The following is a 17699-nucleotide window of genomic DNA, read 5'->3' on the forward strand; positions in this document are numbered from 1 at the left end:
TGCCCTTACAGACCCAACGAGTAACCGTTATGAAGCTGCCTTCCCTACTCCCGTTGTTTCTGCTAGCGCCCCTGACGGGCATCGCTCCCACGGCCCAAGCCGAGCCGGGGCTTTACAATCTTCTGGTTGGTACCTATACCAGTGGCAGCAGCCAAGGGCTTTACGTCTACCGCTTCGACAGCCGCGCCGGACAGATCAACGGCCCCTTACGCGTGGTCAAGGCATCCAACCCCTCCTACCTGAGCCTATCGCGCGACGGCCGCACCGTATTTGTGGTCAACGAGAATGGCCGTGGCAGCCAGGGCGATGATATAGGACGGGCTACGTCCTACCGCTTCGATCCTAGTAACGGTCGGCTCCAGCAGATCAGCCAGGTCAAGACCCTGGGCGATCATCCTACCCACTCCACACTTAGCCCGGATGGCAAATTTCTGTTCGTGGCAAACTACTCTGTCGAACCGGAAGGCTCTCTGGCCGTGCTGCCCGTGCAAGATAACAGTGTCCTGAGCCCTGTCGCACAGATCGAGTTCTTCCAGGCCAGCAAGGCTCACCCCGAGCGGCAGGTCTCTGGTCATGTGCATGGCGTAACCTTTTCACCAGACGGCCAGTACCTTTTCGCGCCAGACCTAGGGGCGGACAAAGTCTTTGCCTACCGGTACAATCCGGCCAAATACGAGCGCCCGCTGACACTGGCCGATACGCCTTATGTTCCTGTACCTGCCGGTAGCGGGCCACGTCATCTGGTCTTCAGTGCGGACGGCCGCTTCGCCTACCTGACCCTAGAGTTAACCGGCCAGGTCATGGTCTTCGCTCATGAGAACGGCACCCTACGCCAGTTGCAGCTCTATACGCTGGCACCGGAAGGCTTCAATGGCCGCGTGGGCGCCGGAGCGCTGCATCTCTCCAGTGACGGACGCTTCCTGTATGCGGTCAATCGTGGCGATGATAACCACATCGACGTATTTGCCGTAGACCCGGTGGAAGGCACCCTGAGCTTTATCGAGCGGCACTCCGTAAACGGCCTTGAACCACGGGAGTTCGCCATCGACCCCACGGGCCGTTACCTTTTGGTCGCTAACCAGAAGAGCAATCAAGTAAAGGTATTCGCCCGCGATCCGCAGACGGGCGAGCTGGGTGATGAGTTGCAGAGCGTGGATATCTCCATGCCGTCGGACCTGAAGTTCGTGGCGGTGCCGTGATGTTCGATCGCCTGCATCATGTTGCGCTGATCTGCTCTGACTATCCTGCTTCCAAGCGCTTCTACACTGAAGTGTTGGGTCTTCGAGTGATTGCCGAAACCTACCGTGAGGCGCGTCAGTCGTGGAAGCTGGACCTTGCGGTGGGCGAGCATGCGCAGCTTGAGCTGTTCTCCTTTCCCGAGGCGCCGCCTCGCCCATCTCGACCTGAAGCCCAGGGGCTACGGCACTTGGCGTTTGCGGTGGACGACCTGGACGCTGCGGTGGCGCACCTTGAGCGCTATCAGATAACGGTAGAACCGATCCGCCTGGATGAACTTACCGGCAAGCGCTTTACCTTTTTCGCCGATCCGGATGACTTGCCGCTGGAGCTGTACGAGCGGTAAGTCACATTAGTCTACAGTGGAGGCGCATTGCGCTTCGCTTGGCGCACCTTACGATTCGCCTCGGCTTATCTGTAGGGTGCCCAGGCGTTGCAGGAGTCGAGGGCTTTTTTCATTATGTCTCGCATGACCGGCTCACCGCGGGTAGAACCCTGGACGGCATGAACGGTCCAGTATTCAACGTCCGTCGTGAGCGAGGTATACATGAAGCATGCCGAAGCGCGAGCACTTAAGGTAGCGGTCTATGGCGCGCTCAGTCCGGTCGGACAAGCGCTAATGACCGAGCTGCGCAGCCGTGATCACGAGGCGATCCCGCTGACGGTCGACTTCAGTGCCTTGCCTCCCCGCCCGTACCCTGATGTCAAAACCAGTCATGTCTTCAGCGCTCAGAAGGTCAGCCGGAATGTAGCAGGAATGAAAGCGGTAATCGCTGTACTCGACCCGCCACGCGCCTCGTCCGACGCCACGCCTACCCTGAACGATCCGACTTACCTGGTGGATGCTGTCGCGGCTCTGATCAGCGGCCTGCGCAAGGTCAAGGTTTCGCAACTGTTGTTGGTGGGTGATTTTTCAGGCCTTGAGGACGATGGCGCAGACCCGGACTGGCGTCTCGTTTGCCAAAAGATCCATGACCGTCTGGATACCAGCCCCTTGCATTGGACGCTGGTGAGCTGCCCTTTTCCCAGCAACGAGCGAATTCCCCAGCTGGCCGCCTTGTCCAGCCGCGACCTGCCACACGAACTTTTGCACTTTGCCGCCGAGGTGGCCGACATGCTGGAACGCCCAGGCCATAGCGGTCAGCACCTGAGCTTGGTCCACTAGCCTAGAAATCGTTGCGAGGCAGTGCACCCCGCTTATTGCGCCCTAACGGTTGGTCCTGCCTGTCCGTAAGGCGCAATAGCCGAAAGGCACCGCGCCGCTGCCTCGCTGGTTTGTTTCTTAGATCACGAACCGCTGAACCAACGTATTCAGGTCCACAGCCAGACGCGATAGCTCGCTGCTGGCCGCGTTGCTTTCTGCGGCGCCGGTAGCTGACTGGGTCGAAAGCTCACGTATGTTGACCAGGTTACGATCCACTTCCCGGGCTACCTGCGCCTGTTCTTCCGCCGCGCTGGCAATAAGCAGGTTGCGCTCGTTGATCTCGGCAATGGCCTGAGTGATTTCTTCCAGCGCAGCGCCAGCGGCCAACGCCACATGCAATGTATTCTGCGCCTGGCTGCTGCTGCTCTGCATGGAGGACACCGCCTCTTGCGTACCGCCCTGGATCGCTCCAATCATGGTTTCGATTTCGCGAGTGGACTCTTGCGTACGGTGCGCCAGGGCACGAACTTCATCCGCTACTACCGCGAAACCACGCCCCGCTTCGCCCGCTCGTGCCGCCTCGATGGCAGCGTTGAGCGCCAACAGGTTGGTCTGTTCAGCAATGGCACGGATCACATCCAGCACTTTGCCGATATCCCGCGACTGCTCTGCCAGACCTTCCACCAACGTGGACGTCTTGCCTACATCACCAGCCATCCGCTCGATAGCGCTAACCGTGCCGTCAACCTTGCTGCGGCCTTCGTGTGCTACCTGCGTAGAGCGCTTGGACGATTCGGATGTCGATACTGCATTACGCGCTACCTCATCTACCGCCGCACTCATCTGATTGACGGCCGTCGCGGCCTGCTCGATTTCACCGTTCTGGCTGTTCAAGCTGCGTGAAGACTGTTCAGTCACGGCATTGAGCTCTTCGGCCGCCGACGCCAGCTGATTCGAAGACGAGGCGATCCGTTCGATCGTATCGCGCAGATTGCCGCGCATGATGGACAGCGATTCGAGTAACTGCCCAACCTCATCTTTGCCCTCTACGCGTACCGGCTCACTCAAGTTGCCCGCCGCCACGGCTTGAGCGCTGCGCAGCGCTTGCGCCAGCGGTTGCAGAAGGCTGCGACTCAGGAACCAGGCAAGCAATGCGGTTATAATAAAAGCCACGGCAATAGCAACACCTACACCCAGACGACCTGTTTCATAGGCCTCCTCGGCTTGGTCAGACGCCTTGCTGGCCAGTGCGGAGTTGAATTGCGTCAGCGCCTTAAGCTCTACCGTAAGCTTGTCGGCAGTCTCGTTCAATTGACTATTGATGAGATCACGTGCAGCAATAACATCCCCATTTAAGGCAAACTGGACCACTTTATCCTGACCCGCTAGATACTGATTTTGCCAATTCAGGAAGCGCTCATAAATCTGCTTTTCTTCTGGCTGATCCATGAGTTTTTCATAGTCCCGCTGCGAGTTGCTCAGCTCAGCACGGATGTTGTTCAGGCGCTCAATGTCTTGGCGCAGCTCTTCCTGATTTTCTGCAGCAATCATTCGTAGCGTGAATACCCGGGCCCGCATCATGCTCATGTTGAGTTCACTCAAAGCATTGAGGCTGGGGACCAAATCTGTGTCTACCTCGCGCGACTGCTCGCGCATGCTGCCCATTTGTCCCAGCGCGAATAGGCCCAGCACCAAGGTCAGCAAAGCCATGCAGCCGAAGCCCAACGCCAGACGCGGAGCAATTTTGACTTTTCGTAAGAACATAGTGCCGAATCCTTGAGAGTTAGCATTCATGTTCTTCCTATCGGGCGGTACGCCTTAATATTGAGCGCTTAATTTGTATCCGAGCATGTAGAGCACACCTAGATTCCGAGCTTAATGCGCTCTATCTCGGCACCTCTACCATTTAGCTCATCGTGCAGCCAGCCGACGAAGCGCTCGATCAGCCGCCCACGCCGCTTGCGCTCGGGCAACAGCGCGTAATAGCCGTAAGCCGAGGTCGCTGACTCCTGGATCGGTCGGCATAGCAATCCCTGATGCAGCAAATCATCAACGAGATGCCGCCAGCCAATGGCTACGCCCTGCCCGGCGATGGCCGCCTGGATTACCAAGGTGTAGTTGTCGAAACTGAGCACAGCGGGAATCGGCGGTGCCTGGATATTGAGGGCCTGAAACAAGCCCTTCCAGTCGAACCAATGGCTGTTCACGCCGGGTTTCAAGTGCAGCATGGGCAAGCTCGCCAGAGCCTGTCTGGGCAGCGGCAGAGCCATTTCTTTTACCAAACGGGGGCTGCATACCGGAAAGACCTCCTCACGAAACAGCGCCAGCGCGTCGCCATGCTTGAAGCGACCGTCGCTAAAGGTCAGCGTCACGTCGATATCTTGCCGGGCCAGGCCAAGCGCACGATCACCGGTAATCAAACTGACGTCTAGGTCCGGATTGGCCTCATGGAAACGCGGCAGACGCGGCATCAGCCAGTAGGCTGCAAAGGCAAAATCAGTTGCGACCTTTAGCACCTCATGCGGACTCCGCTGCGTGATAGCCGCTATTCCACTATCAATGCTCTCCAACCCGGTCTGTACATAGTCCAACAGCAGCGCGCCCGACTCGGTCAGCACAATTCCCCGGTACACCCGATCAAACAGGCGCACGGACAACTGCCGTTCCAGCCGCTTGATCTGCTGACTAACCGCCGGCTGGGTCGTGCCCAGCTCAGCCGCCGCCGCGGTAAAACTCAAGTGCCGCGCCGCTGCTTCAAACACCCGCAGGCTATCCAGCGACAGGGGCTCGTCTGCCAATGCCATAAGCTTTCCTTATCCGAAGCATGTGTTCCTATGCGGTTTACCCATGAAACCCATAGACCTGATGATGAGGCCCGCACTATCGCATAACCAGTCTGAATACGACGGGAGTGGCACATGAAACGACCGAATATCCTCTTCATCATGGCTGACCAGATGGCGGCACCGATCCTGCCTATGTATACGGCAGACTCGCCCGTCAAGCTGCCGCACCTGCAGCGCCTGGCGGAAGAGGCGGTCGTGTTTGACTCGGCCTATTGCAACAGCCCGCTCTGTGCACCCTCGCGCTTCGTACTGATGAGCGGGCAGCTGCCGTCCAAGATTGGCGCCTATGACAACGCCGCTGATTTTCCGGCCGACATTCCAACTTACGCCCACTATCTGCGCCGACTGGGCTACCGCACCGCGCTGTCCGGCAAAATGCACTTCTGCGGACCGGACCAGCTTCACGGCTACGAGGAACGTCTGACCAGCGATATTTACCCCGCCGATTACGGCTGGGCAGTGAACTGGGACGAGCCGGACGTACGCCTGAGCTGGTATCACAACATGTCTTCAGTCCTGCAGGCCGGGCCTTCCGTGCGCACCAACCAGCTCGACTTCGATGAAGAAGTTGTCTTCAAGGCGCAGCAGTACCTCTACAACCATGTCCGTCGTGGCGACGATCAGCCGTTCTGTCTGACCGTCTCCATGACCCACCCGCATGACCCCTACACCATCACAAAAGAATTCTGGGACCTCTACGAAGACACCAACATCGAGTTGCCCCGCGTGACGCTGGGCCAAGGCGAACAGGACCCGCACAGCGAGCGCCTGCTCAAGGTCATCGACCTCTGGGACAAGCCGCTGCCGGAGCAAAAGATCCGCGACGCCCGCCGCGCCTACTACGGAGCCTGCAGCTACGTTGACAGCAACATCGGCAAGCTGCTCAAGGCGCTGGATAACTGCGGCCTGACCGACGACACGATCATCATATTCTCCGGCGACCACGGCGACATGCTGGGCGAGCGGGGCCTCTGGTACAAGATGCACTGGTTCGAGATGTCCGCCCGCGTGCCGCTGCTCATCCATGCACCCAAACACTTCTCGGCGCACCATGTCAGCGCGTCGGTCTCGACCATGGATCTGCTCCCCACCCTGGTAGAGCTGGCGGGTGGCGAACTGCAACCCGGCCTGCCGCTGGATGGCCGCTCGCTACTTCCGCACCTGGAAAACCGCGGAGGTCACGATGAGGTCATCGGCGAGTACATGGCCGAAGGCACCTGCAGCCCGCTCATGATGATCCGCCGCGGCCGTTACAAGTTCATCTATTCCGAACAGGACCCGCTGCTGCTGTTCGACCTCATCAACGATCCACAGGAGCTGGAAAACCTGGCCGGCACCGAAGCCTATCAGGCGGTGATGGCCGAATTTCTGCAAGAGGCCCAGTCGCGCTGGGATATCTCGCGGATCCACGCCGACGTGCTTGCTAGCCAGCGGCGACGTCGGTTCGTGGCCGAAGCGCTGGAGAAAGGTATCCGCACCAGTTGGGACCATCAGCCCTTCGTGGATGCCAGCCAGCAGTACATGCGCAACCACATCGACCTGGACGACCTGGAGCGTCGCGCACGGTATCCGCAGCCGATTTGAACCGAGACCAGTCATGCTGGCGGGAGGAGGTCGCCTTTTCCGAGGGAACTGTCATGGCGTAGGGTTTACCAATCTTGCAATGCCGTTCTCTCGGAACAGGCCGAGCGAGCAATGACAGATAACAAGCCACGCTGAGGGAAGCACGCATGAAAAAGATGTCCGCACTGTTGATGACCGGAGCCATGGCGTTCGGTACACACGCCTGGGCGGAAGACGCCGCCTGCGGCACCGTTAAACTGGCCGACCCAGGCTGGAGCGACATTGCCACCACCAACGCTATCACCGGTTTTCTGCTGAAATCGCTGGGCTATGACAGCAAGGTCGAAACCCTGTCGGTGCCAATCATCTTTGGCGGGCTGAAGGATGGCCAGATCGATGCATTCCTGGGCAATTGGATGCCGGCGCAGCAGAGTTACTACGATCAGTTTGTAAAATCGGGGCAAGTGACTGACCTGCATGAAAACCTGACCGGAACCCAGTTTACCCTGGCGGTCCCCCAGTATGTCTGGGAAGCGGGTGTGAAGGATCTGTCGGATCTCGCCAAACATGCAGACAAGTTTAACGACAGGATCTACGGCATCGGCTCTGGTGCACCGGGCAACCAGTCGATCCAGAAAATGATCGACGGTAACGAGTTCAACCTGGGCAAGTGGCAACTGGTTGAGTCTAGCGAACAAGCCATGCTGGCTCAGGTCGGCCGTGCGGTGAAACGCAATCAGTGGATCGTTTTCCTGGGTTGGACGCCGCATCCAATGAACGTTAATTACGAGATGAAGTACCTTACCGGCGGCGAAAAATATTTTGGCGAGGAAGGCACCGTGCACACCCTGACGCGCAAGGGTTACGCCGAGCAGTGCCCGAATGTGGCCAAGCTGCTCAGCAACCTGACCTTCACTCTCGAAATCGAAAATTCCATCATGAATGCCGCCCTTGAAAAGAAGGCCAGTTACGATGTTGCAGCAAGGGACTGGATCAAGGCCCACCCGCAAGTCATGGAACCCTGGCTACGCGGTGTGAAGGCCAAGGACGGCACCGATGCCATCAAGGCCATGGAACCTCAACTCAAACCCTGACGCCTCCTGCATGGCAGGGTGGGTTGAGCACAAGCGAAACCCACCCTGCCGGGATGGCCTTTATAGCGTGGTGTCTTTCAGGTGCTTTCCAGCCTCCGTTGATCCTCACCGGTACGTGCTGCTCCGCCCCTTTGCATTTGCTGCTCTCCTACCCTTACATAAACGCCGCGCGTAAATCCTCCAGCGTTTCGAACACATACGCCGGCGCCTCGGCATCCAGCTCCGCCCGGCCACCATAGCCATAGCACACCCCGGCGGCTTCCACGCTGTTGTGCCGTGCGCCGATCAGATCATGTTTGCGGTCACCAATCATCAGGCACGTTTCTGCGGCTAGCTGCTCCGTCTCCAGTACATGGCCAATCAGGTCGGCCTTGTCTGAATGGGTACCGTCCAGCTCGCTGCCATAAACAGCCTTGAAATACCCCGTCAGTTCAAAATGCCGGAGAATTTCGTTGGCGTAGATCCACGGTTTGGACGTAACCACGTACAGCTTGCGCTCGGTCGCCTGTAGTTCCGCCAGCAACTCGTGAATGCCGGGATAAGGAAAGTTTTCGTACAGCCCTTCCTCTCGAAAGCGCTCCCGATAATGCTCGATTGCCTGCCAGGCCTCCTCGCTGGTGAACCCATAGGTCTCCATGAACGCACCATGAAGCGGCGGGCCGATAAAGTGGATCAGGTTGTCCAGATTCGGTTCGTCGACTCCCATCTGCGCCAATGCATACTGAATCGAGCGGGTAATACCCAGCTTGGGGTCGGTCAGCGTACCGTCAAGATCGAACAGCAGATGGGAATAGTGCATAAGGTTCTCATGCCAGCCTGGGAATCTTTTCAGCCTAAACCATCGTGACGATATCGGCCTGCTGGTTTAGGCTCGGAATCCGCTAAACAATTCACAAGAAAAAGCCGGAGCCACCCATGAATACACCCATCAAAGTTGCCCTCGTCACCGGCGCTTCCCAAGGCATCGGCAAGGCCGTCGCCCAGGCGCTCCTTGAAGACGGTTACCGCGTGGTAGTGGCTGCCCGCCGTGAAGCGCCACTCCAGGCGCTTGTGGAAGAAGCTCGCACAAAGGGGCAGGAAGCCCTGGCCGTTAGCTGCGACGTGACCGACGAGCACAGCGTCGACGCTCTGTTCGAGCGCATCGAGGACACCTATGGCCGGCTCGACGTGCTCTTTAACAATGCCGGCATAGGCGCTCAAGCCGTGCCCATCGACGAACTGGACGTCAGCGTCTGGCGTGCCACGGTTGACACCAACCTCACCGGTGTTTTCTTGTGCAGCCGCGCCGCCTTCCGCCTCATGCGCTATCAGACGCCCCGCGGCGGTCGCATCATCAACAACGGCTCTATTTCCGCCCACGCCCCGCGTCCCTTCAGCATCGCGTACACGGCCACCAAACACGCTATCACCGGCCTTACCAAATCCCTTTCCCTTGATGGCCGCGCTTTTGATATTGCCTGTGGCCAGATCGACATCGGCAACGCCGCCACCGATATGACTGAACGCATGGCTCAAGGCATCCTACAAGCCAATGGAGAGACCGCGGTAGAACCGCGAATGGACGTGCAGCATGTAGCGAATGCCGTGCGCTATATGGCGAGCTTGCCGCTGGAAGCGAATGTGCAGCTTATGACGGTAATGGCAACCAAAATGCCGTATGTGGGCCGCGGCTGAGATGGGAAAGGTTGCCATTAAAAGGCGTTTGGCCTCCTAGGAGGCCATGCCTAAACAGGCAGCCTCTAACATTAAGGCCAGGAGCAGCTTAAATAGGCCTACCTATTTATATTTTGATAGCCCGATAGCTTATTAGCATATCCTTATAAGGCCTTATCTTGTTTTTATTTATTAATTGTTTGTGAATTCCTAGGATAACAAGTCGGCTTATAAAGCCTTTGCCCTATAAAGAGAGATCTCATCTATTCACGTAGTAAAATACAACCTAAATAGTGTGAGGCTCTTAATAATGGAAAAACTCAAAAGGAGATGGCGAATAGTTTTTATTCAACATGACTGTCCTGTATCGGTATGACGAGCAGGTAAAACAGCAACGCTCAGTAAGAAAAGGTTAGATAACGCTTGCGGATCAATCCGTTACGCCTTTTATGCAGGGCTTGAAACTGTACGTATCGGGTAGATAACCATTGAGCCAGCCACCAGGTAAATGAAGCTACCTGAGGATATTCCTGCATAAGAAACAGCCTTTGCTAGTAACAAAAGCGCTTGTAGACGATTTGCCAAGCCCGAATGTTCCGATAGATGACGCCATTTAGGACCTGAGCGCAGCACACAAGAGATACCGTTTAGCGTAGTCTGTCGCCTTTACAAGCGTGCTCTTCACGGCTGGCAAAAAATCCGATTGTTGATCCTCTTATAATCGATCATCCAGCTCATAACACTTCCTTATCCCTAGCCTTTCCTGGATCAGGCAGGAGAGCCTAGCAAACCTTTGTTAAGCAGCACGTAGCTAGCATGGGCGAGCTATTGGAATCTGCTTCAAGAAGTGGAAGGTACTATTCCTGATCTAGTTCAGCCAACGCATGGCATACTGCGCAGGATAATTCTCATTATCGCTATAACTGGGCTTCAGGCGGACCCGTTATTCCAGGCCATATCTTTTGGAGCAATAGGTTTGAGTATTCAAAAGCGCAATAACGTTAACGTCATAGGCGATGGTCCGGCCACCATGATTTTTTCCCATGGCTTTGGTTGTGATCAGACCATGTGGCGATTCCTTGCCCCAACGTTTGCCAAGCGTTATAGAACTGTTTTGTATGATCTCGTCGGTAGCGGCTCTTCAGACATATCAGCCTATGACCCCGTCAAGTACGATACTTTGAAAGGATACGCCGATGATCTCAGAGAGATCGTCAACGAGTTTGCCGTAGGCCCCGTTATTTTCGTGGGCCACTCTGTTAGCGCCATGATTGGTGTGCTGGCGGATATAGATCCGCCTAGCCACTTTGCGGCCCATATTATGATCGGACCGTCACCGTGCTATATCAACGACGCCGACTACGTGGGTGGATTTACCCGCAGCGATATCGAGTCTCTTCTTGAGACGTTAGAAAGTAATTACCTTGGCTGGTCGAGCACTATGGCTCCTGCCATCATGGGAGCGCCAGGACAACCTGAGCTAAGCACTGAACTAACCAACAGCTTTTGTCGTACCGATCCTGACATTGCCAAGCAATTTGCTCGCGTTACGTTTATGTCAGATAACCGGGCAGACCTTGCAAAGCTTAAAACGGCAAGTTTAATTCTTCAGTGCAGTGATGATCTGATCGCGCCGATTCAAGTCGGGGAGTACATGAGCCGAACCCTGCCGAACAGTACGCTAAAAATCATTGATAACGTAGGCCACTGTCCTCACCTCAGTGAGCCGGATGCCAGTATCGAAGCAATGAACGCGTTTCTCCAAACGCTTCGATGTGATCTTGATGATTGCTAATGACACGGTTTTACCAAGTGCCGAGATGCTGTTCGAAAGAGCAGCATGTGGGCTGCTGGTAACCAGTCGTGACGGTACTATCCTTCGCGTTAATCAGACATTCTGTAAATGGATGGGCTATACCCCGCATGAGCTTGTTGGTCAGAAGAGAATCCAGGATCTACTGACCATGGGCGGCCGTATTTTCCATCAGACCCATTGGGCGCCACTGTTACAAATGCAGGGCTCCGTTGCTGAAGTAAAGCTCGACCTCATTCAGAAATCAGGCCCTACCGTTCCGGTAATCCTGAATGCAGTACGTCATGAGTACTCATCAGGCATCTACCATGAATTGGCTGTGTTCATTGCTGAAGATCGGCATAAGTACGAGCGTGAGCATGTCCAGGCCCGTAAGCGTGCAGAGGAGCTGCTTACCCAACAGCTGGAAGCTCAACAGGCGCTAACTCTTGCTAAGGCGCGACTTCGTATTGCCCTTGAATCTGCGCAACTGTTCGTCTGGGATGTTGATCCTTTGACGTATGAACGTCGCTACGAGGACGAGGTGGCCATGCTGCTGGGGCTACCTGCGCCTCAAACCATTACAGCGGAGCAATATGAGGCCTGTATCGAGCCGGAAGATCGTGCCCAGGAGCAGGCAGCTTTCTCCCGTGCATTAATCTCTGCCCATGAAAGCTATCGGTGTGTCTACCGATTGAACGGTATGGATGGGGTACAACGCACTGTCAGCTCTTCCGGACATAGCGTATTTGATCAAAACGGCAAGCTAAGCCAGTTTGTTGGGGTACTACAGGATATCTCTGAACTTACCCGCCAGCGCGCTGAAGCCGAAGACAGAGCGCTCTTTGCCGAGCAAATGATCGGTATTGTTAGCCATGACTTGCGTAATCCTTTGTCCGCCATCCGGATGGGGGCTCACTTGCTTGAGCGCAGCCAGTTAACACCAAAACAGGTACGAATCCTTGAGCACATCAATCAGTCAACGGACCGTGCACAGCGCTTGATAACCGATTTGCTGGATTTCACCGTTGCGAGAGTGGGACAAGGCATCACGGTATCGCGCCAGCCCATTGAGTTGCATAACCTTGTGTCTGCCAGTGTGGCTGAGTTGAGATTGGCCTTCCCTGATCACAGGTTGGAACATCATTACAGTGGTCAGGGCGACTGCATTGCTGATGGTGACCGACTTGTACAGCTCATAGGAAACCTAGTCGCTAATGCCGTAGCCTATGGAGTCGTGGACCAAGCCATCCTCGTTTCTTCCCATATTGAACACGGCGCTTTTGTCATATCGGTTCACAACCACGGGAAACCCATTGAGGCTACCGTATTGCCTCACCTGTTTGAGCCTATGAGTCGTGGGGATTCCGGTGAGAATAAAGCGCGTAGTGTTGGGCTTGGCTTGTTTATTGTGCGTGAAATTGTCCGTGCCCATGGAGGGAGCATAGCCGTAACCTCCACTGAAGAGGCCGGAACCCTGTTTACCGCTACGTTTCCTCGAGGCCTAGAGGCTACTAACTTTCAAGAGTCTTAGTAGCACCGCCTGGCTTTATTCTTAAGCACGAGAATAAACAGTCCAGCCTCTTTCTAACCGTCCCCTTTTAAAACCTGATACATAAGCTCTTATGGGAAAAAGCGATCATGACAAAGGCTAGGGGTTGCTGAGCAAATAGTTCACTCTCAAAGCATGTTGAATGCTTTTCTTTAACCATTCTCTGTCACGCATGCGTTAGATACCAACGCCAATCCTGTTCCCCTACTTCTCCCATGAATTGACGGTATTCGGCCCATTTGATGGCTAGAAATACTTTCAAAAATTCCTCACCTAACGCCTCCCGCGCCCATAGCGAAGTTTCCAGGCTGCGTAGTGCAGTGAGCCAGTCTGTAGGTAAGGTTTCACGAACCGGTTCATAGCCGTTACCTACAATAGGCTCGCCGGGATCTATTTCTTCACGAATACCTTTATGAATACCGGAGAGGATCGCTGCGGCGGCAAGGTACGGGTTGGCATCGGCGCCGCAAATGCGATGCTCAATGTGACGGCTGTAGGCCGGACCGCCAGGAATACGAAAGGAGACGGTACGGTTGTTTACGCCCCAACTCTTGGCCAGCGGGGCGTAGCTATTGGCCTGGAATCGGCGAAAGGAGTTGGCGTTGGGGCAGAAAACAGCCAGCGCATCGTTCAGCGTGGCCATCATTCCGCCAATGGCGTGGCGCAGCAGTGGCGTGCCGTGAGGATCTTCGCTGGCCATAAGATTTCTACCCTCTGCGTCGGCCAGACTGACGTGCATATGCAGGCCATTGCCCGCCAACTCGCCAAACGGTTTGGCCATAAAGCAGGCCTGCAAACCGTGCTTATTAGCAACGCCACGCACCAGCCGCTTGTAGCGAACGCCCTCGTCCACCGCCTGCAGCGCATCGAAACGGTGCTCCAGCGTCAGTTCGATTTGGGAAGGTGCGTATTCGGAAATGGCCGTGCGTATCGGTAGCCCTTGTACCTTGCAGGCCGCGTATAAGTCATCAAAAAACGGCTGTAGCTGCTCCAGTTCATATACACCATAGACCTGCGGTGCCTGTGGACGGACGCCGTTCATTTGCACGGCGGGCTGCGGGCGGCCTAGAGCGTCGCGCTGCTTATCGAGCAGGTAGAACTCCAGCTCCACAGCCATAACCGGGTAGTAGCCATCAGCCTTGAGTCGATCCACTGTACGTACCAACACGTGACGTGGATCAGCGGGCGTAGCGGGCAGGCCTTTCTCCGGGTGCATACTGACCTGTACCTGTCCGGTAGGTACCGTACGCCAGGGTTGTAGGGTCAGGCTGCCGGGTAGCGGGTACGTCCAACAATCAGCATCGGCTACCTCCCAAACCAAGCCAGTCTCGTCAACATCCTCACCTTGAATGGTTAGCGCCAGAATGGAGCTTGGCAACGGACGGCCGTTTTCGTAGATGGCTAGCAATTCATCGCGGTGTAGGAGCTTTCCACGTGGAACACCGTTGGCGTCGATCAGTATCAGCTCGATGCTGCGTACATCAGGATACTGGGCAAGAAAGTCGCGGGCTTCCTGGGGGTCGGCAAAGGTCATGATCGGGCTCTTATGTGGTTATTCGCGGGCGTTGGGCAGGGCCAGCAGATCGGCCAGTGCATTATCCAGCGTGGCGATGAGGCGATCCACGTCCGCCTCGGTGGTATCCGGGCAGCACAGAGTCATGTTGTGAAACGGCGTGATCAAGATGCCGCGGTTGATCAGGTACAGGTGCAAAACCATCTGTAATTCATCATAGAAGGCCGCCTCAGCCTCGGCACCAGTCTTGGGCGGGACTGGGCAGAACTGAAATTCGCACCGTGCGCCCAGCTCGGTCACTGACCACTCCAAGCCATGCCCGGCGATCAATCTACGGAAGCCATCGGCGAGGCGCTTGGCTAGCGGCAGCATGTGGGCATAGGCGGCAGGCGTCATCACCTGCTCCAGGTTGGCACGCATGCAGTGCATGGCCAAGGCGTTGGCTGAAAGCGTAGTACCCATGCCGCTGTGGCCATGTCCGTGGCTGTGCTCCTGAGCCTCGCTCCGGGCGCTTTGCATGCGCTCGGCCATTTCTTGACTACAACCGAATACGCCGCAGGGCACACCGCCGGCGATGGGTTTGCCCATCACGAAAAAGTCCGGATCAAGGTTCCACAGGCGGGTACAGCCGCCGATATTCGTGGAAATGGTATGAGTCTCGTCGATGATCAGCAGTGCGCCGTACTGGCGAGTCAGCTCGCGGCATGCCTGAAGAAAGCTTGGTTCCGGCAGAACCATGCCGATGTTAGTCATGGCCGGTTCGCACAGCAACGCGCAAACGTCGCCTTCGACCAGCGCTGCTTCCAATGCAGCCACATCGTTGAAGGGAATGGCACGGCTGTACTGAGTGAGATCATAGGCTTGTCCAACCAGGCCGGAGCGTGGCACGGTTTGGCCATCTCGGCGGCGCACCATCACATCGTCCACCGTGCCGTGGTAGCAGCCATCGAATACCAGAAGGGTCTTGCGACCCGTTACGGCACGGGCCCAGCGCAGCACGTAGCGATTGGCATCGGTTGCCGTGGCGGTAACCTGCCAATACGGCAAGCCGAAGCGCTCTGCCAACAGCTCGCCGCAGACCACCGCGTCTTCGCTCGGCAGCATGGTTGTGAGGCCGTTGGAGGCTTGTTCAATCAGTGCCCTGGCGATCGGATCCGGCGAGTGGCCGAACATGGTGCCGGTATCGCCCAGGCAGAAGTCGACGTATTCGTGGCCATCCACATCGTAGAAGCGCGCCCCCTTGGCCCGCTCGACGAACAGAGGCACCGGCGTCGACCAGTCGGCCATCCAGTGCATGGGAACGCCTCCATAAAGCGACTTTCGGGCGCGTTCGGCCAGCGCTACGGAGTTCGGATTGTTGGCAAGAAAGCGCTCGCGCTCCTGAGCGGTAAAGGTCGCTACGGCGGATGGGCTGATACCACTGGCGGTCATGCTGAACACCTTGTGCGGGCTTTTAGCCATCCTATGAGTAACGGCGCAAAACGCAAAGGGCTGGCGGAGCAGCAATCCATAACGTATTTCTCCGAACCGGATGCACCAGCGACAGGGTGAACGTAAATACGGTGACGCTGATCAGCGCATGGACGAATCAGCCCCTTGCGCTACGCTCACTAAAAGGTAGCGCTTTATAGATCAGGCCAAACGATTTTTGCAGGTCTAGGCCTACTCGCTACGCATTAGTCTTTAACCGGTCGTAGCAACGCCAGAACCTTGCATTTCTAGTCCTGACGATGAGGCAGTAACATGCGCAACAGTGGTCTATCCCGACGTGTTTTCTTTCGTAGCGCCTGCGCCGGCGCACTGGGCGTAGCAGGAAGTACCATGCTGCCACAGGCGTTCGCCGCCGATGAGCCAAAGAAGGCCACCATAACGCCGGATGAAGCACTCAGCCGATTGAAGCAAGGCAATCAGACTTTCCTGGAGAACAAACAGTCGTTGCCCGCCGCTATGGGTAGTGAGCGCCGCCTGGAAATCGCACGTAGCCAGTCGCCGTTTGCGGTGTTGGTATCCTGCTCTGACAGCCGCGTGCCGCCAGAACTGCTGTTCGGTCGAGGGCTGGGCGAGTTGTTTATCGTCCGCAATGCCGGGAATACGGTAGATACGGTGGCGCTCGGCAGCATCGAATATGCGGTCTATGCCTTGGGGGTTCCACTCATCGTCGTGCTGGGGCATGAGCGGTGCGGCGCAGTGGATGCGGCGCTGGCGGTGGTCGAAAAGAATGCCTCTTATCCGGGCAGTCTTAATCAGATGATCGAACCCATCATTCCGGCCGTCCTCAAGGCCAAGGCCGCCTGCAACTGCGCGGCAAACCATGACGAACTCCTGGATGCCTCCGTTCGGGAAAACGTGCAGCGGATCGTAGGGCGTCTCAAGACATCAGAACCCGTACTGCTCAATCCGCTTCGCGAGGGCAAGCTTAAGATTGTAGGCGCCCGCTATGACCTGGACGATGGCCGGGTGGAATTTTTCGAAAGCTAAGGCTAAGCGAGAAAGGGCTCGGCAAGCAGGTGTAAATGCATGAGCCCGTTAGCCCCTCTCGGGAGCCTTATTGAAAATCGGCTGGCCTGTTGGGGCTGAGAACGCTATAAGAACCCTTTACCGCAGTCCTGCGGCCTGGCTCCTGCACGAGGTTATATTCTTGCTCCTTTACGATCTGGAACGATCCGGTAACTGTTACAAGATCCGCTTGCTGCTCTCCCTTCTCGGTATTACCTATCAAAAAACGTCTGTGGATTTAAATGCAGGCGAAGGCCAACAGCCGGAATTCCTGGCACTTAACCCCCGTGGGCAGGTGCCTGTGCTGGTGGACAACGACACCACGCTCTGGGACTCGACGGCCATCCTCGTCTACCTGGCTCGCCAATACGGCCGAGGCCTCTGGCTACCCACTGACCCGGTCGGCATGGCCAAGGTTATGCAGTGGCTGTCCTTCGAGCAAAACGAAGGCCGCTATGGCCTGGGCCGTGCCCGAGCGATCACCTTGAACAGCCCCACGTTGCTGGCCCGGACGGGCAATCTGGAAGACAGTCAAGCGCTTGCCCTGATAGGGCTGGATGTATTGGAAAAGCAGCTTACAGGAAACGAATGGCTGGTACCTGAGGCCGGCGGCCCAACCCTGGCCGACATCGCCTGCTACCCTTACACAGCGCTGGCGCCGGAAGGCGGCATCGACTTGGAACCCTTCGTTGCCATCAAACGATGGCTGACGCGTATGCGTACGCTGCCAGGGTATATCGAGCTGCCTTGATGATTTGCTTGCCTGCATTCTGTACCAGTAAGCCATGCAGGCAGGCACGTCGCCGGTGA

At 56.5% G+C, this 17699-nt stretch carries 15 protein-coding genes and 1 pseudogene; 10 read left to right on the forward strand and 6 right to left on the reverse strand.

All coding sequences use genetic code 11. From position 1 onward, the window contains the following. Positions 1–29 precede the first annotated feature (29 nt). From IQ22_RS03745 to IQ22_RS03755, 3 genes are all read left to right on the forward strand, one after another. Positions 30–1199 carry a lactonase family protein gene (locus IQ22_RS03745; RefSeq protein ID WP_145138259.1) on the forward strand — a complete coding sequence of 390 codons (1170 nt, stop codon included), beginning with the start codon at positions 30–32 and terminating at the stop codon, positions 1197–1199. Then, a complete protein-coding gene (gloA2, locus tag IQ22_RS03750; protein WP_145138262.1) occupies positions 1199–1582 on the forward strand; it encodes an SMU1112c/YaeR family gloxylase I-like metalloprotein in 384 nt (127 codons plus the stop codon). The genes IQ22_RS03745 and gloA2 overlap by 1 nt, the downstream gene beginning before the upstream one ends. A gap of 201 nt (positions 1583–1783) precedes the next feature. Then, positions 1784–2401 (forward strand): NAD(P)-dependent oxidoreductase, encoded by a 618-nt coding sequence (locus IQ22_RS03755; protein WP_145138265.1) that lies wholly within the window; start codon positions 1784–1786, stop codon positions 2399–2401. A gap of 117 nt (positions 2402–2518) precedes the next feature. Here IQ22_RS03755 and IQ22_RS24015 read toward each other — a convergent pair whose 3' ends face one another. The 3 genes and pseudogenes from IQ22_RS24015 to IQ22_RS03765 all read right to left on the reverse strand — a co-directional run bounded on the left by IQ22_RS24015 (position 2519) and on the right by IQ22_RS03765 (position 5184). Next, the gene (locus tag IQ22_RS24015; RefSeq protein WP_425298840.1) at positions 2519–3382 is read right to left on the reverse strand and encodes a methyl-accepting chemotaxis protein; all 864 of its coding nucleotides are present in this window, start codon (positions 3380–3382) and stop codon (positions 2519–2521) included. Further along, positions 3374–4174 (reverse strand): annotated as a pseudogene (locus tag IQ22_RS24020) (MCP four helix bundle domain-containing protein); the annotation flags it as partial. The gene IQ22_RS24015 and the pseudogene IQ22_RS24020, both read right to left, overlap by 9 nt. Positions 4175–4242: 68 nt before the next feature. Beyond that, positions 4243–5184, reverse strand: coding sequence for a choline sulfate utilization transcriptional regulator (locus IQ22_RS03765; protein WP_145138270.1), 942 nt, complete (start codon positions 5182–5184; stop codon positions 4243–4245). Between the two features lie 114 nt (positions 5185–5298). On the opposite strand from IQ22_RS03765, the gene betC reads away from it, so the two are divergent. Both betC and IQ22_RS03775 read left to right on the forward strand, forming a co-directional pair. Next, a complete protein-coding gene (gene betC, locus IQ22_RS03770; protein ID WP_145138273.1) occupies positions 5299–6810 on the forward strand; it encodes a choline-sulfatase in 1512 nt (503 codons plus the stop codon). A gap of 146 nt (positions 6811–6956) precedes the next feature. Continuing rightward, on the forward strand, positions 6957–7883 hold the full coding sequence (locus tag IQ22_RS03775; RefSeq protein WP_145138276.1) for a choline ABC transporter substrate-binding protein: 927 nt from the start codon (positions 6957–6959) through the stop codon (positions 7881–7883). Between the two features lie 154 nt (positions 7884–8037). Here IQ22_RS03775 and IQ22_RS03780 read toward each other — a convergent pair whose 3' ends face one another. Beyond that, positions 8038–8682, reverse strand: coding sequence for an HAD family hydrolase (locus tag IQ22_RS03780; RefSeq protein ID WP_145138279.1), 645 nt, complete (start codon positions 8680–8682; stop codon positions 8038–8040). Between the two features lie 116 nt (positions 8683–8798). On the opposite strand from IQ22_RS03780, the gene IQ22_RS03785 reads away from it, so the two are divergent. From IQ22_RS03785 to IQ22_RS03795, 3 genes are all read left to right on the forward strand, one after another. After that, a complete protein-coding gene (locus tag IQ22_RS03785; RefSeq protein ID WP_145138281.1) occupies positions 8799–9557 on the forward strand; it encodes an SDR family oxidoreductase in 759 nt (252 codons plus the stop codon). A 955-nt stretch (positions 9558–10512) separates the two neighbouring features. Continuing rightward, positions 10513–11331: an alpha/beta fold hydrolase gene (locus IQ22_RS03790; RefSeq protein WP_145138284.1), complete on the forward strand. Its 819-nt coding sequence runs from the start codon at positions 10513–10515 to the stop codon at positions 11329–11331. Further along, a complete protein-coding gene (locus tag IQ22_RS03795; protein ID WP_145138287.1) occupies positions 11321–12862 on the forward strand; it encodes a sensor histidine kinase in 1542 nt (513 codons plus the stop codon). Before IQ22_RS03790 ends, IQ22_RS03795 begins: the two co-directional genes overlap by 11 nt. Positions 12863–13046: 184 nt before the next feature. On the opposite strand, the gene IQ22_RS03800 is transcribed toward IQ22_RS03795, so the two are convergent. Both IQ22_RS03800 and IQ22_RS03805 read right to left on the reverse strand, forming a co-directional pair. Continuing rightward, positions 13047–14414 (reverse strand): glutamine synthetase family protein, encoded by a 1368-nt coding sequence (locus IQ22_RS03800; RefSeq protein WP_145138289.1) that lies wholly within the window; start codon positions 14412–14414, stop codon positions 13047–13049. A gap of 18 nt (positions 14415–14432) precedes the next feature. Continuing rightward, the gene (locus tag IQ22_RS03805) at positions 14433–15824 is read right to left on the reverse strand and encodes an aspartate aminotransferase family protein (protein ID WP_145138292.1); all 1392 of its coding nucleotides are present in this window, start codon (positions 15822–15824) and stop codon (positions 14433–14435) included. Between the two features lie 312 nt (positions 15825–16136). On the opposite strand from IQ22_RS03805, the gene IQ22_RS03810 reads away from it, so the two are divergent. Continuing rightward, positions 16137–16871, forward strand: a complete 735-nt coding sequence (locus IQ22_RS03810) for a carbonic anhydrase (RefSeq protein WP_145138295.1) — start codon at positions 16137–16139, stop codon at positions 16869–16871. Between the two features lie 160 nt (positions 16872–17031). Beyond that, positions 17032–17640, forward strand: coding sequence for a glutathione S-transferase family protein (locus IQ22_RS03815; protein ID WP_145138298.1), 609 nt, complete (start codon positions 17032–17034; stop codon positions 17638–17640). Positions 17641–17699 lie beyond the last annotated feature (59 nt).

It is taken from the genome of Pseudomonas duriflava (assembly GCF_007830155.1).
Classification (GTDB): domain Bacteria; phylum Pseudomonadota; class Gammaproteobacteria; order Pseudomonadales; family Pseudomonadaceae; genus Chryseomonas; species Chryseomonas duriflava.

Bases quoted from the DNA above. Each gene is read 5' to 3' on its own strand.
- IQ22_RS03800 (WP_145138289.1), bottom strand. From the start codon at position 14,414: ATGACCTTTGCCGACCCCCAGGAAGCCCGCGACTTTCTTGCCCAGTAT.
- IQ22_RS24015 (WP_425298840.1), bottom strand. From the start codon at position 3,382: ATGCGCGGCAATCTGCGCGATACGATCGAACGGATCGCCTCGTCTTCG.
- IQ22_RS03755 (WP_145138265.1), top strand. From the start codon at position 1,784: ATGAAGCATGCCGAAGCGCGAGCACTTAAGGTAGCGGTCTATGGCGCG.
- IQ22_RS03810 (WP_145138295.1), top strand. From the start codon at position 16,137: ATGCGCAACAGTGGTCTATCCCGACGTGTTTTCTTTCGTAGCGCCTGC.
- IQ22_RS03785 (WP_145138281.1), top strand. From the start codon at position 8,799: ATGAATACACCCATCAAAGTTGCCCTCGTCACCGGCGCTTCCCAAGGC.
- IQ22_RS03775 (WP_145138276.1), top strand. From the start codon at position 6,957: ATGAAAAAGATGTCCGCACTGTTGATGACCGGAGCCATGGCGTTCGGT.
- IQ22_RS03765 (WP_145138270.1), bottom strand. From the start codon at position 5,184: ATGGCATTGGCAGACGAGCCCCTGTCGCTGGATAGCCTGCGGGTGTTT.
- IQ22_RS03780 (WP_145138279.1), bottom strand. From the start codon at position 8,682: ATGCACTATTCCCATCTGCTGTTCGATCTTGACGGTACGCTGACCGAC.
- betC (WP_145138273.1), top strand. From the start codon at position 5,299: ATGAAACGACCGAATATCCTCTTCATCATGGCTGACCAGATGGCGGCA.
- IQ22_RS03745 (WP_145138259.1), top strand. From the start codon at position 30: ATGAAGCTGCCTTCCCTACTCCCGTTGTTTCTGCTAGCGCCCCTGACG.
- gloA2 (WP_145138262.1), top strand. From the start codon at position 1,199: ATGTTCGATCGCCTGCATCATGTTGCGCTGATCTGCTCTGACTATCCT.
- IQ22_RS03805 (WP_145138292.1), bottom strand. From the start codon at position 15,824: ATGACCGCCAGTGGTATCAGCCCATCCGCCGTAGCGACCTTTACCGCT.
- IQ22_RS03795 (WP_145138287.1), top strand. From the start codon at position 11,321: ATGATTGCTAATGACACGGTTTTACCAAGTGCCGAGATGCTGTTCGAA.